Below are 15594 nucleotides of genomic sequence, written 5' to 3'. Positions count from 1 at the left end.
CCGCTGTTACGACGGCACGACGGCGGGCTGTTCCGCCGCTACGGCAGGTACCGCACCTCGGGAAATGCCCGCGACGGTCCCTCCAGCAGATGGACCCGGCGGTGGCGGAGGTGCTGGTCGAAGAAGGCGAGCGGATAGGCCTGCTGGATCCGCACGGCCCTGGCCGGGCGGAGGGTGCCGATCCATGCCGCCAGCTGTTCGTCACTCATGCCGACCAGCTTCGCCACCTGCGGCATGAGCACCTGGATGTCGCCGGAGGACCGGTGGGTCGCGCCCGCGGCCCCGACATTGAGCCGCCAGCCCTTCAGATGGGACCAGAACTCGGCCACGTGCGGATCGTCGGGGCGGGTGAACACGGCGGTCATCATCATGAACGGCCGGTCCAGGTCGGTGGTGATCGTGGGCTGCGCCGGTCCGGGCTGCATCGGTCCGTCCAGGCTCAGGCCGGCCCGCACGCGCCGGTCCGTCAGCATGACGCACGCGGTGGCCGTGCCGCCCTTCGACCAGCCGAACATGCCGATGCGCGACGTGTCGAGCGCCCCCCGCAAGCCGTCCGGCAGCGGGCGGCGCCCGGCGTCGGGGTTGTGCCCGGCCGCGAGCTCCTCGACGCGGTCGAGGACGAAGCGGAGGTCCTTCGCGTAGTCCAGCGCGTACATCGTGTGCCGGCCATCCCTGATCGGGGTGACCACCCGGCCGTCGGGCAGCCGGCTGAACGCGTCGCCGATGTGGTCCACCGTCACCACGACGTAGCCGTGACTGGCGAGTTCCTGTACGACGACGGTGTGGTCGGCGCGGTGGCTGCCCGCACCGTGCGAGTACACGACGACCGGCAGGCCGTGGCGCGTGCGGTGCACCGGGGCGCCCTCGTGTCCGGCCGTCAGGGGTGCCGGAGCGACGTCGGGCGGGAGGCCCGCGGAGGCGAGCAGCGCCCGCAGTACGCCGCTGGGCAGCCACGGCACCCGCGGGTACCGATCGGTGTCGCCATGGGCGGGGTACCAGACACCGGCCATCAACTGACGATGGTGGCCGGCGTCGGGATCGGGGCGGGAGGTGTCGACGAGGTGCAGTTCCACCGTCCCCACCGGGTACGGTCCGGTGGGGACGGGCAAGGTGAGCCGCGCCGGGGCCGGTGGGGTGGCGTCCCGGCGGGCCTGGGCCGGGACGGCCCGGGCGGGACTCGCGGCGGCGAGCGGCACGGCGGTGGCACCGGACGCGAGCACGGCGCCCAGGACGCGGCGGCGTGTCATTGCGTGCCGGTTGGTGAACGGTGCGACGGTCACGGGCCCTCCCCGGAGTGTTCCTGAACATCGGATGCGTCACGAAGCCCGGTCTGACGGCCCGTAAGCACGGACGTCACCCTGTCAGGCACCCCACTCGGGCCGCATCGGCCCACGGGTTTACCTCCACAGGATGACGAGCCCGGCGGCGTGGTCCCTCATGGGAGACGTCGCGCACCGGCGGGCGTGCGGTCCGGGAGACTGCCGTCGACCGGCCCTTCCCGATCCGCACCCATGCTTCCGCGGCGGTGCGGTTTCCGGCTGCTCGCGGCCGCCCTTCCACTCCGCGTCCCCCGTGCCCCCGTACTTCTTCACGCGGAGCGGAAGGGCGTTCCTTCATTCCACCGGGTCTCCCGGGCGAACACCGGTCGCCGACCGGTCATGTCCCGGCCGGGATCCGCTCGACCAGCGCCGCCGCCTCCGCACCGCGCACCACGAAATGCACGTCCCACGGTGCCTCACGCGCCAACTCGGCTTCGACGGCGGCCCATACGGCGGCCAGACTGACGCGGTACGGCAGCCCGCCGCGCCCCGAGCCGAGCAGGGGAAAGCACACCGAGCGCAGCGGCGGCGTGTAGCGGTCGTGCTCCTCGGCCAGTAGCGTGAGGGCCCGGGACACGGCCCGGGTGACATCGGCGGGGAGCACGTCGTAGTCGTTGGTCCCCGCCCGGGGAACGGCGATCGCGGCGTGGTAGATCCGCCGCACCCCCTGTCTGGCCAGGGCTCCCGAGCCCGTGGCGGCCACCGTGCCGGGCAGCACCGGGCGTCCCGCGGTCCCCTGCCGGGCGGCCCAGGTGCGCAGCTCGTCGTGGAGCGGGTCGTCCCGCACGTCACCGGTCACGCCACGCACGGCGGCCGCGCGGCGGAGCGACGCGGCGACCGACGACTTGTACCGCTCGGGGAGCGCGAGGTGGACGTTGGCGGGAGAGACGATCACGTCCACGTCCCGCAGCAGGTCCACGGGGTGCATATGGAGGGTGAGCCTCGCCCGCCGGCCGCCGGCCCGGACCTGGACGAACCGGTGGGTGCCGGCCCCCCACTCGCCCTCTTCCGCGCTGCCCGCCTCCGTCCCCTGCGACACCAGCCGCAGGATGTGCTCGGCGACTTGTCCGAGGACCATCACCTCGTGGTCCTTGCGGAAGCGCTCGACGCTCACGCCGTACACCGAGGCCGCCCGGGCGCGGCGTGAGGACGCCGGCCAGTCCCGGGTGCCCTGAGCCAGCCCCAGGGTGTATTCGGCGGCGGTGCGCAGCGTGCCCGCGTCCAGACGCGAGGCGGCGAGCCGCAGCAGCGCCTCCACGGCCGCGCCGGGACTGCGGGCGGCAGTCGCGGTCAACGCTTTCTCCGCGGCCGACTCCAGGGCCGGCAGGGCGCGCCCGCGCAGCCGGACCAGCCCCGCGCGCCTGACTTCTCTGAGTTCAGCCAGAAGTGACGCGGACTCAGAAAGGGGGGATGCCATGCGTTCACCATGGCATCGCGCTTCGCCCGCGGACAAGCGGGTCCGGGACGTGGGCCGGTGCCTTCGTCAGTCCCGCAGGCACCAGTCGACGAACCGGACGATGCTGGCGTCCACCTGGCTGTCCTCGTCGGCGACCGCGGCGGTGCAGAAGTAGCGGACCTCCTGGAAGTCCAGTTCCATCGCCTGGACGAGGCTGCGCAGGCCGAGGCCGTCGCTGAGCCAGGCGCGGGCGCGGGCGCTGTCGTCGAGCCGGTCGGGCACCAGGCCATGCTCGACGAGCAGGTCCGTCTTGCTGATGGCGACGGCCAGACGGGAGCGCTTGAGCGGCGCGTCCATCGCGGCCACCGCCTGGACGGATCGGCCGAAGACCTCCTCCGGGTCGACCGTCGAGGCGAGGGTACGGTCCAGCAGTGGGCCCGGCGCCGGCTCCAGTGAGGTCCAGAACGCCTTCACCGACATCGGATCCAGGACGAAGACGAAGGTGCGGGCCTCCCGGGCGTAGCGCAGGGCGTCCGTCCCGTCTCGGTCGACGAACCGCTCGCCGGCCGTGTCGAAGAGATGGACCAACCGCTGGGAGCGGCCCGTGCCGAGGACGAAGGAGTGCGCGCGGGGCAGCGCCGTCTGGGTGGCGAGGGTGTGGCCCCGTATCCGCAGTACCTCGCGCAGCACCTGGTAGTTGGCGTTCGAGTCGTCGTCGGCGAGGGTGAATGCCGGGCCGCCTCCGGACGCCGCGTTCTCCAGGGCCAGGAGCATCGCAGCCATCAGCTGGGTCTTGCCGGCGGCCCGTCCGCCGATCAGCGGGAGGACCAGTTCGGGCATGTGCCCGGCGTCCGTGTTCATCGGCTTCCCGCAGTGCGGATGTACGCAGTACGCCTGGAGGCGGGCGTCCCTGCTCATCAGCATCAGCAGGGTGGGCATGCCCTGGCCGCACGCACAGCGGCGCCGGAAGAGGCCGTAGGTGCCCGGCCGGATGTCCGCGTGCCGGCGCCGGCAGGTGGTACGGGGGCAGTCGTAGGCCGGGTAGGGGACGCGTTCGAAACAGTGCGGGCAGAGCATCCCGTCGCGCAGCCGCCGGACCCACAACACGGCCCGGTCGACGGCTCGCAGGGTACCGGCGATCAGCCGCGCCCCGGCCGACAGCAGGAGGAGGACGAGTCCGTGCAGCGACAGCAGTGCGGCGAGCGCGGGCAGCGCCAGGACGGCGCCCAGGCACAGGCCCAGGTAGAGCGTCAGCCCGTACGGCACGGTGAGCGCTCGGTGCCGTGCCGGGGCGACGAACTGCCCGGTGGTCACGGTACGGAAGGAGTCACCGGTCGTCCGGGCGTACGCCCGCCGTTCCAGTGTGAGGAGCTGGCGCAGGTCGCGGAAGCCCGGCCCGAAGAAGTAGTTGCGGTACGCCTTCACCTCCTCGTCCTGCGGACGGTGGGGCGGCAGGGTCCGGAACTCGGCGGTGCGCCGGTACACCACGCCGATCAGCAGCCGGACGTGGCCCCACAGGAGTTCCGTCGCCAGCGCGAGTCCGCGCAGCAGCACGACGGCCGGGACGACCACCAGGTAGGCGCTGAGCGCGACGAGGTAGAGCGCCGGTACGAGAACCCAGGCGATGATCTCGGCCACCGGATGTCACCGTCCCTTCTTCTCGCCCGGGGTGCCGTCGCTGCCGCGGCGGCGCGGCAGCCGCACCTTGCGGGCCAGCTTCTGTGTGCCGCTCAGGCGGGCCTCGGCGCACTCCCGGTAGAAGTCGGCGAGCGACGTGAGGTGGGGGCGTACCGCGGCTTCCAGCCGCTTCAGGTCGGCGGTCCGCCAGTACCTGCCGGTGTGGCCGCGGATCTCGAGGACGAGTTCCTGCTGGGCCTGCGGGAGTCGGCCGGTGGACGTGGGCAGCGTGGCCACGGCGGCGACGTGGCCGAGCAGGACGTCGTCGATCCGTCCGCCGCCGGTCGCCGCCCGGCGTACGGCCGTCAGGTACTGCTCCGCGAGGGAGTGGCCGAAGTCCGGGAACTCGCCGCGGAGCCGGCCGATGTCGACGGGCAGGGCGAGCATGGCCGGCACGAGACGGTACCGCCTCAGTGCCAGCGGTGCCGTCCACAGAGCGGTGCCCGGTGCCCTGAACACGCGAGCCAGTTCGGTGGCCTCGCGCTCCGCCCGCAGGGCCCGGTCCAGTTCGAGGATGATCCGCACGCGTTCCTGTGCGGTCGGCGGCAGCCAGGCGAAGCATCCGGGTGAGGAGAGCGCTTCGCACAGTTCCAGACAGGCCGTCAGGTCCGGCTCGTGGTCGATCCGCTGGTTGACCGCGCGGTCGAACCACTCGCCGACCGCCTCGTCCACGTGTCCCGAGCCGGTCAGCCCGCGGGCGATCCGCAGGGCCTCCCGGTGGGTCCAGGTCCGTGAGGAGTGCCGCCACAGGCCGCCCAGCAGTTCGGCGTCGGGCGAGGTCCTGCCGCGGACCTCCAGGATCGCGAACATGATCTCGACCGTGCGCGCGGGTTCCCGTTCGGCCCGGGCCCGCCAGTGGTACTCCAGGAGCAGCGGACGGTTCCGCAGGTCCCGTTCACCGAGCAGGTCGGCGGGGAACTGCGTGAAGAGCTGCTCCTGCCCGTCCCGCCTCTCCAGGGTCTCCCGCACCGCCTCGGCCAGGGCCTCCCGCATCCGCGGCATGCCGCGGACGAGTTCCGTCACCTCGCGCCGCAGACCGGGGCCGGGGGTGGCGGAGCCGAGCAGAGTGCGGGCCAGGGCGAGCGTCTCGTGTGCGACGACGTCCGGTGCCGGTGCGAGGCGGGCGCCCTGTGCCCACAGCAGCAGCCGCACCCGCTGCCGGGCCGTGGTGGCCTCGGTCCGCAGCAGCCGTTCCCACAGGGCGGTGGCCCGCTCGCGCTCCGCCGGGCCGGTGAGCGGGACGGGCTCGGTGGCGTCCTCGGCGCCGGTCATGTGGGCACGCATCCGGGACGCGTGCAGTTTCCCCTCGATCTCCTGATGCGTGGACAGGTCTCCGCCGGCCTTCGCGGCGGCGCTGAGCGTGGCCAACTGGTCGCCGTCCAGGTCCCGGTGCTTGCGGTGCAGGTCGGCGGCGACGGCGGCTCGCCGCGCCCCCAGGTGGCCGGCGTCGGGCAGCCAGCCGATCACCGCGCGTACGTCGGCGCCGGTGAGGGCGATGCCGCCCGATGCCGCCGCCGCGGCGACGGGAGCGTGCCAGTCGTCCGGTGTCTCCTCCCGGCCGTGGACGTAGTCCGCCGCCCAGGACCAGACGGGCCGGACGGAGCCCACGCCGATCCGGGTGAGCAGTGGCACCAGACGGGGAACGGCGACCTCGGGGAAGCGGCCCCGGGAGAAATCGAAGACGGTGTAGGCGGCCTCGTCGTCGGTGCCGAAGTCGAGCTGTGCCTCGGGCACCGTGCCGATCAGGTGCAGCCTGCTGCGGGCGGGCCGGAAGACATAGGTGGCGAAGGAGAGACGGCGGGCGAGCGGGGGCGGCAGCAGGTACGAGACGGCGGCGAACCAGTGCGCGATCCGGTCGGTCGAATCGTCGACCAGTACGACCGAGCCGTGTTCGGTGAGCGCGGCGAACGCGGCGGCCAGCAGCTCCGGCAGCCGCTCCGCGTGCGGGTGGGCGCGGACGAAGTCGCGCACCGCCCCGGCGCCGAGCGTGCCGCGCGGGGGCGTGGCGGCGAGCGCCGGGATCTCGGTGCTCGGGGACGCGGCGCCGGCCCACACCGGCGAGTCCCACAGCTCGATCCCCAGCATGCCGCCGCAGGCCGCGGGGAAGTTCTCGCTGTGCAGGGCGTGGGCGAAGTAGTTGCCGAAGCGACGGGCGGAGTCCCGGCCCACGTACCGCACGGACAGCGCGGTGGCGGTCCGGCCCTGGGGGTCGTAGGGCCGGTAGCAGAGGTTGACCGGGCAGCGTTCGAGGAGCTCTGGGGTCTCCGACTCCACCATGGAGCGCGGCGGTTCATACCCTGCGAGGGCCTCCACGGCGTTGCGGGTCTCGACGCTGACGTTCGGGCTGACGGCGTTGAACTGGAATCCGGAGAAGCCGGTGAGCCCGTGCTCGCACGAGGTGTAGTACAGCTGCTGGAAGTGGGCCGCGAGGCCGCCCGGCGGCCCGGGCGCGGCCTCGCCGGTCATCCGCGCCCCGCCTTCGGCACCGAACCGAACTCGGAGAGCACCCACAGCAGCGGGTCGGCCACCCGGTAGGGCTGGATGCCGGTGGGGGCGACCCGGGCGTCGGGGGTGGGGTTACGGCCGAGGGCGGAGACCCCGAAGTAGCGGTAGCGCGTGTAGTGGTTCTCCAGGAGCTGGTCGATCTGAACGCCGTCCCAGTCCTTGAGAAGCCTGCGTACCTCCTCGTGGACGCTGAGGCTGTCGCCCACGTCGAAGCGGGCGCCGAGCGGCGCGTGGTCGCGCAGCGGGCTGCTGGATCCCAGGAGGTGCCAGAAGGCGTCCATCTTCGAGAAGACCACCGCGATCGGCGTGTCGATCTTCTGCGCGGACCGGCCGCCGCGGGGTGCGAGCAGGAGGCCGGTGACGCGGGAGAGGAGGTTCATGGGCGCGTCGAGTCCCTCGGTGCCCGGCATCGGCGTGCCCGGCAGGGCGCCGTCGCGGGCGTCGGGCATCTGCAGCGGGTCCAGCAGCAGGATGATGCCGTCGGCGCCGGTGAGGTAGCGGGTGTTGAGCTCCACGCTCTCCCGGGAGCTGAAGTCCTCGCCCGCGGTGTCGAAGAACGACAGCACGGTGTGCTGCGGGCGTTCGCCGAGGAGGGTGCGCCGGCCCATGCTGAAGCGGAAGACCAGCGGGTCCACGCGGTTGAGGTTGGTGGAGGCGGTCTGGGTGCCGGGGAACATCTGGTTGTCGCGGTAGAGGCGGTCCTCGTAGTCGGTGCTGTAGCGGCGCATCGTCGCATCGTCGAGGCCCATCAGGGCGGCCCCGAACGCCTCGCCGACCCTGTTCCGCATCTCGTGCAGCAGCACCGTCATGTACACGGTCTTGCCGGACGCCTTCGCGCCGACCATGGCGATCAGGCGGTTGTCGACCCTGCCGAACTGGACGGGCAGCTCCGAGTGACACACCGGGCAGATCCGGTAGGTGGTCTCGCCCTCGCACACCGGGCACGGGGCCGTCGGTCTGCGGCCGTCCGCGGCGAAGTCCGGGCCGAGCTCGTGACTCGGGCGCGGGCCCCTGCGCTCGTCCAGCACCTGGTCGCGCACGCGCGGGCACTGCTTCCCGGTACGGCTGAGGCGGCTGTTGCAGCGGAAGCGGATCTCGCGCGGGGCGAAGCTCTCGTAGCAGTACGGGCAGGTGAGCTGTCTGGCCATCACGTCACTCGCAGTCTGTGCAGCGCCGTCGGCCGAATGTCGACGGCGGCATCGGTGGCGGCGTTGCCGTCCGCCGGGAAGCAGACCAGCCAGGAGGGACCCCGGGTGGCGGGCAGCGGGAACTCCACGGTCAGCGGGGTGCCGCCGGGCAGTCGCTGCGCGGGCACCTCGTACAGCACGGTCCCCTCGGCGGTGCTCGTGGGGCGGAACCGGCCGAGGCTGTGGACGATGCGCAGGGCGGGCAGGTCGCAGCCGGTCGCGGAGATGAAGGCGACCGACGCGACCCGGCCCTTGAGGCGTCTGCGCACGCTCGGCTCGTACTCCACCACGGGCGCCTCCGCGGGCACGACCAGCGACGAGGCGCCCTCGCAGTCCGCGCCGGGGGCCGCGACGAGGGCCTCGACGGTGAGAGTGACCGCGCCCCGGCCGACGGCCAGTTCGAGGCCGCCGTCGTGCTCGTAGACACGGCGCCGGCACAGCATGTCGCCGTCCCTCGGCATGCCGTCCGGCCCCGCGGTGCCTCCCTCGCGGCGCCATCGGACGCGGGAGCTGAGGGCGCCGTCGGGCCAGGCCCACAGGACGAGGAGGTGGTCGCCGCGCCGCAGTGCCTGAAGCTGCCCGACCGGCACGGCGAGAAGTGCCTGCGGATCCGTGGCGCGGTCGGTGGCCGGGTCCTTGAGCGGATCGGCGGGGTCGGGGGAGGAAGGGCCGGGGGTACGGGAGCCGTACGGGTCCGGCGGGGGCTCGTGGCCGTGCGGTGGCAGGCGAGAGTCCCCCGGCGCCTGGCGGGGGCCGGGGACAGTGGAAGTGGAAGTGGAGGTGGAGGAGGCCGTGGGGACCGCGGACCGGGGGCCGGTGTCCGGGGCCGACGGACGCGGGTCGGCGGCCGGGCCCGGGGGCGAGTGCGGGGCCGGGCCCGGGGGCGAGTGGGGGGTCGAACTCGCGGGCGGATTCGAGCGGTCGGGGCTCCGGGGGCTGCCGACCGGGTCGGTCCGCAGGGGCGTGGGCGGGGCGGGGCGCCCGTCGGCGCGGTCGGCGGGCGAGTCGTCCCCGTGCGCGGGCTCGGGGTCCTCCGGCAGTGGGTGCCACGGGCGGGGGTCCGGGTCCGGCCCAGGGTCCGGTACGGGAGCCGTGGCGGTGGCGGCGTCCGGCAACAGGTACCGGTCGTCCGCCCGGGCCGGGCCGGGCACGGCTCCGTCGACGATGCGCAGGACACCGAAGTCGCGCAGCGTCAGCAGCCCCCGTACGACGGCGAGTTCGGGCAGGTGGCAGCGGACCGTCAGGCCCTGGGCCGCCGGCAGCTCCTCGATCTCCATCCGCCGGCCGGGCGTCGCGCACAGGCCGCCGGCCAGCAGGACGGTGTCCACGACCGTTCCCGGCGTGGTCAGTTGCTCCGTCACGGCGGCCAGGGCCCGTTCCCGCAGCGGCACCACGGCCCGCTCGAAGCCGGCGCGGTCCAGGGTCAGCCGGTGCCGGCCCCCTGCCTGGTCCACGACGGTCTCCGTGACGGCGTCCGACCTGCCCAGCGCGCGCCGCAGAGCCTCCGCCGCCCGGCGCGCGTCCACCCCGTCCGGCAGTCGGCCGGCGAGACCGGCGGCGAGTGCCGCGTCCCAGTCGTCGCCGCCCAGCGGATGGCTGCGAGTCCGGACGACACGCACCGTGAGGTCGGGTGTGATGGCGAGGGTGGTCAGGTCCAGCGTCGTCGCCCCCTGATCACACACCAGCACCGTACGGTCCACGCCCTCGGAGACCGCGCCGTAGTGCAGCGCCACGGCCACCGGGTCCGGCACCACGCGGAGGACGTCCAGCCCGGCGCTCTCGGCCGCGCGCCGCAGTTCGTCTTCCCGCCCGCCGGACGCGGGAAGCCCGAGGACCGCCTCCCGGTCGGGTTCGGCCCCGGTGGCGGCCGTGCCGTCCGGGCGGTCCGGGGCGGGGCCGAACAGCAGAGGCAGCGCCCTCCGCGGATCAAGGACGCCGTCCGTGCCGTCGAGCCCGGTCGCGGTCACGACCGGGCCGCCGTCGGGGCCGATCCGTCCGATCCGTCCGAATCGGTGCCCGAGATCGATGCCGATCATGCTTCCCCGCCCCTCTCCCGCGCGGTCGGCGCGGTCCCTTCGGCCGTGACCCACGCCGTGCCGTCGGCCGTGACGCCGGCCCGGATCCGGGTGCCCGGGACCGGCCGGTGCTCCAGCAGGTGGCGTACGACGGCCGCGCGCACCCGTTCGAGTTCGTTGCGGATCTGCCGTCCGCCGTACGCCTGGTGCTCGGGGTCCGACATCCGCTCGGTGATCCACGGGTGGAGGGTGTCCGTGTCGTGGACCAGCTCGACCCGGTGCCGTTCCCGCACCGACTCGCTGAGCTGGCCCAGCAGCCGGTCGGCGATCCGGACGATGTGCTCGCGGCGCAGCATGTCGAAGACGACCACGCCGGGCTTGAGCCGTCCGTAGATCTCCGGCCTGCCGATCTGCCGGAATTTCTCCTCCACCGCCCTGGTGAAGTGTGCCTCCAGCGCGGCGTAGGGGAACTCGTCGTCGTGCTCGCTCAGCAGGTCCTGTACCGCTTCGGCGCCCGTGTTGGAGGTGAAGATGATCAGGCACTGGGAGAAGTACGCGGTCTGACCGCGTCCGTCGGTGAGCCGCCCGTCCTCCAGGATCTGCAGGAACTTGTCCAGGACCTTGGGGTGCGCCTTCTCGATCTCGTCGAAGAGCAGCACGCTGAACGGCCGTTCCTGCACCCTGCGCGTCAGCTCGCCGCCCTGCTCGTAGCCGATGTAGCCCGGTGGCGCGCCCGCGAGGCGCTCGGCAGCGTGCTCCTGCTGGTACTCACTCATGTCGAACCGGGCGTAGGCGCCCTGATCACCGAACATCAACTCGGCTACGGACTTTGCGAGTTCGGTCTTGCCGACGCCGGTGGGTCCGACGAAGAAGAACGCGCCCCGGGGCCGGGCGGTGCCCGAGTTGCCGAAGTCGACGCCGACGAAGGCGGCCTGGAGGGCCGACGCCACGGCGTCCACGGCCGTGGACTGGCCGACCACCCGGGCCCCGAGCACACCGGCGGCGCCCGCGACGGTCTCCCGGTCGAGCTGGGTCCAGGGGTCGACGCTCACGTTGAGCCGGTGCTGCTCCAGCAGCTTGTCCGGCTTGCCCAGGGGCACCTTGCGCAGCCACGAGGTCCGGGCGAGGGCCTCGATGTCCCAGCCCGCCATACCGTCGGTCGCGCCGACCAGGCCCTCCAGATCCGCACGCGACGCGTCCTGGTCACCGTTGAAGTGCCGTCGCAACCAGGTCAGCCAGAGGCGCCGCTCGCTGGGGTCCGGCGGGCCGATGTGCAGGGCGGCGATCCGCGGGTCCTCCAGGTGGAACCAGCCGGGCAGCCGTCCGACGTCACCCACCGCGCAGAGAACGGCGTTGCGGGCGTGCGGGGCCGGTCCGGTGGCGGTGTGCGGGGACACGGCGTCCGTCATCGCGGCGCGCAGCCGCAGATAGCCCAGGTCCGCGTCGGGCCGGCCGGGCGGGAAGTGGTGGTCGACGTCCTCGAAGACGAAGGCCGTGGCCGCGTCGGGCGAGGCGACGAGGCGGTGCACGGTGGCGACGACGTCGTCGAAGGTACGGGGCCGCCCCGGTGTCCGCGGGGCCAGCAGGCGGTCCCGGCCACGCTGCCGCTCGTCACCGCGCCGGGAATGGGCCGTACGGGGCGCTTGGTCACCCGGCGCTTCCGCCGGGTCGGGTGTCACCCCGCGGTGTCCCCCGGACAGGCCGGACGGGCCGTCGGGCGGAGTGGCCGGCGCGGTGGTACCGCGGGAGCCGTCGGGTGGGGTGACCGGCGGCGTGGTGGCGCCGCGCGTGCCATCGGCGGCGGGAGGACCGGAGTTCAGGCGGTCGAAGCGTTCGGCATGGCCGGGCAGCGGGAAGGTGAGCCCGCCGACCGGGTCCCACCAGCCGACCACGTCCGCGCCGCGCGTCTCCAGCGTTCCGGCGACGACCTGGCGGAAGGACGCGGGCCGGTCCTCGAACCACCAGCGGTCCCTGATCTGCCCGTTCAGGATCACCTGGCGCCCGCGCCGCAGCTCCCAGCCGAGGGAAACGGCCCACAGCGGCATCATGCCGTCCGCGGCGGCCGGCTCGCCGTCCCGGGCCGTGTCACCCGAGTGTGCCGGGCGTGCGGCCGGCCCCGCGGCCGTGCCGCCGACGCCGTTCGCCCGCTTCCCCCAGTCGACCGTGCTCACCGCGTCCACCGCCACTCCTCCGTGCCCGGCACCTTCTTGGCCTCCCGGGACGGGGGCTTGCCCTGCCAGGTGAGTTCACCGGGGACGAAACCGTCCTGCCCGCCGACCACCTCGTGCACCCGGTCCAGGAGGTCCTCCGTGCGGTCGCAGACCGCGCCCTCGGGCGCGGGCTCCAGGGTCACGTCGGGCTCGCCGTCCACGTGGTAGACGAGTACGGGTGTGCCGCCGGTGTCCGTGGCGATGGTCGTCTCGTAGCTCGCGCCGCTGGGCCGCTCGAAGCGCAGGACGAGTCGCTCGCCGTGGTCCTCGCCGCCGAGGAAGGCGAACCCCTCGCCGAACATGGCGTCCTGCAGTGCCTGCCCGAGATCCATCCGGCGGGTATGGGCCAATTGCAGTTCGTCCAGCCGGGCCTCCGCCTCCGGGAGCAGTTCCTCCAGGGCCGCGACCGCGGTGAGGGCCTCGTCCGCCGCGCCCGCTCCGAGCCGCGCGGTGACGGTGCGCAGAGCCTCCTCGATGCGTCCGGCGAGTTCCGGGTCGGCGAGTTCGCGGGCCTCGTCCGCCGCGTCGCCCGCGGACCGCCGGACGATGTCGAGCCGGTCGGCCGCCTCGCCGAGCGCCGCCGCCCGGCGTTCTTCCTCGGCCGCCAGGCGCTCGCGCTCCGCCTCCTCGGCCACGGCACGTTCGTCGTCACGTGCCTCGTCCGCGGCCCGCGCCTCGCGCACCTCCCGGTCACGGCGCAGTCCGTCCTCGACGCGCTGCGCGGCGGTCGCCGCATGCCGGGTCAGCGCGTGCTCCACCGTGCCGAGCAGCGCCTCGAAACGGGTTCGGTCGTCCGGTCCGGACAGGGCGCGCAGCCGGTCGAGCAGTTCCACGCACCGCTGCCGGCCCTCCGGGTCCTGCGTCGCCGCGTCCGGCCCCAGCTCCGCGAGCCGTCGCTCGCAGCCGGCCAGGACGGTGCCGGGGCCGGTGTCCCGCTCGCGGTCGTCTCCTCGCCTGCTCAACAGGACGACGCGCCCGCGCAGTTCCTCGATCGGCCCGCCGAGCTGCTCCGCGCCTCCGACCCTGCCCCGCAGCTGCTCCTCCAGCATGTTCAGTTCGCCGACGAGTGCACCGTCATCGGACGCCCGAACCCGGCCGAGCAGGTCGCGTACCTCGTCGAGGCGGCGCGCGTCGGCACCGGCCTGCTCCCGGCCCAGGCCCGTGGCGTGGGCCTGCCGTTCGGTGGCCCGGCGGGCCTCCCGCCCGGCCTTCGCGCGCTCGGCCACGGCCCTGGCCCGCTCCCGGCGGGCGGCCGCCTCCCGAGCCCGTCTGGCGGCGAGTTCGGCGCGCGCCCTGGCCCGCTGCTCCTCCCGTCGGCGGCGTGCCTCCCGCTGCTCGCGGCGCCGTTGCTCCTCGCGCCGCCGGTAGGCGGGGGCGACCGTGACGGTGCTGTACTTCGGTGATCCGCTCATGTGTCCCTCCGTGCCTGGGTGCGCAGCACGAAGCCCCGCCCCGCGAGTTGTTCCTCGAAGCCCTTCCGGAACCCGGGGGTCGGCGGCACCCCGGCCCAGGAGAGCGATCCATCGGCCTCCAGCGAGAGTTCGACACCCGCGCTGAGGTCGGGCTCGGACGCCAGGTGCGCGTAGCGGCCGGTGAGGGCGACGATGCGCTGGTTGGCCGAGCCGCGCCAGCGCAGACTGCCGTGGCGTGCGGCCACGTAGGGTCCGTCGACGAGGAGGTCGAGGCGCCGCAGCAGGGCGCGCCGGTCCGGGCCGCCCTCGCGCAGGGCCTCGTACCGGTGTCCGGAGTACGCCATGGCGCTGAGGCCGGGCCGGCGCGCGCGCACGGCGTCGAGCAGCGCCACCAGGGCCGCGGCCTGGCTGAAGGGTTCGCCGCCGGAGAGAGTGACGCCCTCCACACCGGGAAGCCCGCAGAGCCAGTCGGCGAGTTCGTCCACGGCGGAGGCAGTGCCGCCCTCGAAGGGCAGCGTCTCGGCCGCCACGCAGCCGCGGCAGCGCAGCGGGCAACCCTGGACCCAGATCACGGCACGGGTCCCCGGGCCGAGGACGGTGCAGTGGTCGAGCCTGCGGGCCACGGAGAGCAACGGCGCCTCGGACACCTCCGTCGCCCCGGCCTCTCCCGTCCCCTCCGGCTCGTCCATCGCTCCGGTTATCCCCGTCCCCTCCGGCTCCCCCATCGCTCCGGTTATCTCCGTCACCCCGGCCTCCTCCATCGCCCCGGTCACCCGCGTCACTCCGGCCTCCCCCATCTCCCCGGCCGCCTCGGTCCTGCCGCGTTCGCCTCCGCCGTCGCCGACCGGGCCGCGGTCTTCGTCCCGCCGGACCGTTCGGCCAGATCGCACCAGGGGCACCAGGGCCGCTCCACCGTGTGCACGTGCAGCGCGTTCGCCGCACAGGTCCGCAGCCGTCCCGGGGCCGTCTCGGAGGCCAGTGCCTCTACCCAGGCCTCCGCCGTGGGACGGGTTCCGCCGAAGGCGGCGCGCAGGAGATCCATGAGCCGCCGGGGCAGCAGGTCGAGAGGTGGTACAGCACGGGGCAGCAGCACGGACGTACGGTCGAGGAGGCGGCACCGCCCGTGCAGGACGTTGTCGTCGTAGGAGAGGTAGGCGCCGCCCTCCGCGGGGTGCCCGGCGAAGGGGTGGAGTCCGCCCATCAGTAACTGGTGGACGAGGACGGCGAGCACGAAGTCGTCGGAACTCCGGTCCGGTGGGGTGCCGGCGGGCGCGCCGATCCGTTCGGGTGCGGTGTAGCCGGCGGTGCTCATCCGCCCGGGGAACAGCTCACCGCCGTCCGTGAACTGCCAGGAGTCCACGTCCGCCATGCCGATCTCACCCCGGCCGTCCACCCAGAGGTTGTCGGGCTTGAGGTCGCCCACCACATAGCCCTCGGTGTGCAGATCGGCGAGGAGGCGGGCGAGGGAGCGGGCGACGGACAGCGCGGTCGCCCAGGTCGCGCGGGGCAGCGGGGCCTGGCGGGCGAACGGAGTGAGCAGGTGGGCGAACGGCCGGTGGGCGTGGCGCATGTCGGTCATCACATAGCCGTCGATCCCGTCGGCGCCCGGGCTTGCGGTGCGTACTCCGACCATCGGCCAGGCGACTCTCGGCGGCGTCACGGAGAGCAGCCGCACCGTGCGCGGCTCGCGGCGCTGCCGGACCAGCCGGGCTACACGGCGACGGTAGGCCGCGGGGTCGGGCGGGTCGAGGACGAGCTTGGCCACCAGCGGGCGGGTGTCGTCGACGCCGTACACAACGCCTTCCGAGCCGCTGCCGATCCGCTCGGTCAGGCGCCACTCGCGTCCGGTGCCGGACACCACCGTGAGAGCCAT

General features: G+C 74.0%; 10 protein-coding genes. All 10 read right to left on the bottom strand.

Translation table 11 applies throughout. The features are described 5' to 3' along the window. Nucleotides 1-38: 38 nt before the first annotated feature. The 10 genes from AB0P17_RS26985 to AB0P17_RS26940 all read right to left on the bottom strand — a co-directional run bounded on the left by AB0P17_RS26985 (nucleotide 39) and on the right by AB0P17_RS26940 (nucleotide 15594). Nucleotides 39-1280 (bottom strand): acetylhydrolase, encoded by a 1242-nt coding sequence (locus AB0P17_RS26985; RefSeq protein ID WP_365814518.1) that lies wholly within the window; start codon nucleotides 1278-1280, stop codon nucleotides 39-41. 376 nt (nucleotides 1281-1656) lie between these two features. Continuing rightward, a complete protein-coding gene (locus AB0P17_RS26980) occupies nucleotides 1657-2736 on the bottom strand; it encodes a hypothetical protein (RefSeq protein WP_365814517.1) in 1080 nt (359 codons plus the stop codon). 66 nt (nucleotides 2737-2802) lie between these two features. Further along, nucleotides 2803-4353, bottom strand: coding sequence for a hypothetical protein (locus AB0P17_RS26975; RefSeq protein ID WP_365814516.1), 1551 nt, complete (start codon nucleotides 4351-4353; stop codon nucleotides 2803-2805). Between the two features lie 6 nt (nucleotides 4354-4359). After that, nucleotides 4360-6858, bottom strand: a complete 2499-nt coding sequence (locus AB0P17_RS26970) for a GTPase-associated protein 1-related protein (protein ID WP_365814515.1) — start codon at nucleotides 6856-6858, stop codon at nucleotides 4360-4362. Continuing rightward, a complete protein-coding gene (locus tag AB0P17_RS26965; RefSeq protein ID WP_365814514.1) occupies nucleotides 6855-8045 on the bottom strand; it encodes a hypothetical protein in 1191 nt (396 codons plus the stop codon). The genes AB0P17_RS26970 and AB0P17_RS26965 overlap by 4 nt, the downstream gene beginning before the upstream one ends. After that, nucleotides 8045-10120, bottom strand: coding sequence for an Hsp70 family protein (locus AB0P17_RS26960; protein WP_365814513.1), 2076 nt, complete (start codon nucleotides 10118-10120; stop codon nucleotides 8045-8047). The genes AB0P17_RS26965 and AB0P17_RS26960 overlap by 1 nt, the downstream gene beginning before the upstream one ends. After that, nucleotides 10117-12279, bottom strand: a complete 2163-nt coding sequence (locus AB0P17_RS26955) for an AAA family ATPase (RefSeq protein WP_365814512.1) — start codon at nucleotides 12277-12279, stop codon at nucleotides 10117-10119. The genes AB0P17_RS26960 and AB0P17_RS26955 overlap by 4 nt, the downstream gene beginning before the upstream one ends. Beyond that, entirely contained in the window at nucleotides 12267-13721 is a 1455-nt protein-coding gene (locus tag AB0P17_RS26950; protein WP_365814511.1) for a hypothetical protein, read from the bottom strand. Before AB0P17_RS26950 ends, AB0P17_RS26955 begins: the two co-directional genes overlap by 13 nt. Next, nucleotides 13718-14503 carry a 4Fe-4S single cluster domain-containing protein gene (locus tag AB0P17_RS26945; protein WP_365814510.1) on the bottom strand — a complete coding sequence of 262 codons (786 nt, stop codon included), beginning with the start codon at nucleotides 14501-14503 and terminating at the stop codon, nucleotides 13718-13720. The genes AB0P17_RS26950 and AB0P17_RS26945 overlap by 4 nt, the downstream gene beginning before the upstream one ends. After that, complete coding sequence (locus AB0P17_RS26940) at nucleotides 14500-15594, bottom strand: hypothetical protein (protein WP_365814509.1); 1095 nt, start codon at nucleotides 15592-15594, stop codon at nucleotides 14500-14502. The genes AB0P17_RS26945 and AB0P17_RS26940 overlap by 4 nt, the downstream gene beginning before the upstream one ends.

The organism is Streptomyces sp. NPDC088124, from assembly GCF_040685895.1.
Lineage (GTDB): Bacteria > Actinomycetota > Actinomycetes > Streptomycetales > Streptomycetaceae > Streptomyces.
This window is presented reverse-complemented; position numbering and strand designations above follow the sequence as displayed.

What these genes read in the sequence shown, in the direction of transcription:
- AB0P17_RS26980 (WP_365814517.1), bottom strand. Translation starts at nt 2,736, where the DNA reads ATGGCATCCCCCCTTTCTGAGTCCGCGTCACTTCTGGCTGAACTCAGA.
- AB0P17_RS26970 (WP_365814515.1), bottom strand. Translation starts at nt 6,858, where the DNA reads ATGACCGGCGAGGCCGCGCCCGGGCCGCCGGGCGGCCTCGCGGCCCAC.
- AB0P17_RS26965 (WP_365814514.1), bottom strand. Translation starts at nt 8,045, where the DNA reads ATGGCCAGACAGCTCACCTGCCCGTACTGCTACGAGAGCTTCGCCCCG.
- AB0P17_RS26960 (WP_365814513.1), bottom strand. Translation starts at nt 10,120, where the DNA reads ATGATCGGCATCGATCTCGGGCACCGATTCGGACGGATCGGACGGATC.
- AB0P17_RS26950 (WP_365814511.1), bottom strand. Translation starts at nt 13,721, where the DNA reads ATGAGCGGATCACCGAAGTACAGCACCGTCACGGTCGCCCCCGCCTAC.
- AB0P17_RS26940 (WP_365814509.1), bottom strand. Translation starts at nt 15,594, where the DNA reads ATGGCTCTCACGGTGGTGTCCGGCACCGGACGCGAGTGGCGCCTGACC.